At 61.7% G+C, this 504-nt stretch carries 1 pseudogene; it reads left to right on the forward strand.

Going from position 1 to position 504, the window contains the following annotated elements:
• Positions 1-504, forward strand: a pseudogene (locus CHH67_RS26420) (hypothetical protein); the annotation flags it as partial.

Here is a 504-nt window from a genome sequence, read left to right on the forward strand (position 1 = left end):
ATGTGACGCAGGTCGTGCTGGACGTAGCCAGCTGTATTCCGGGTGTTGGAACCGTAGCGAGTCTGGCGAATGCAGGGATTTCGCTCGCCCGAGGGGACTATGTAGGAGCCGGATTGTCCGTGGCCGCAGCGGTCCCGTTCGCAGGCTGGGTGGCAAGCGGAGCGAAGATCGGACGGAATGCCGCCAAGCTGGGCAAGCTGGCGAGCGCGGCACAGAAAGTGTCAGGCAAAGCCGGATCGCTTGTGCAAACGGCAAAGGAAGTGGCGTCAGGCTTAGTGGCGATAGGGCCGGGCGCGCTGGGCAAAGTGGTAACGGGAGCAAGGCGACTAGGCAGCAACCTGAACCAGCTGGATGTTCTGCAGAAGATGCAGAAAGGGATGCAGCGCTTCCAGATGGGCCATCCGCGGATGGCCATGGCGATGAGCATGGCGGGCCAGACGGCAGCCAATTATGGCATGATCGAAGTCCAGGGCATGGCCATGAACAAAGCGGTGGAGCAGGGCT

It is taken from the genome of Paenibacillus campinasensis (genome assembly GCF_002272015.1).
In the GTDB taxonomy this organism is placed as follows: domain Bacteria; phylum Bacillota; class Bacilli; order Paenibacillales; family Paenibacillaceae; genus Paenibacillus_AQ; species Paenibacillus_AQ campinasensis.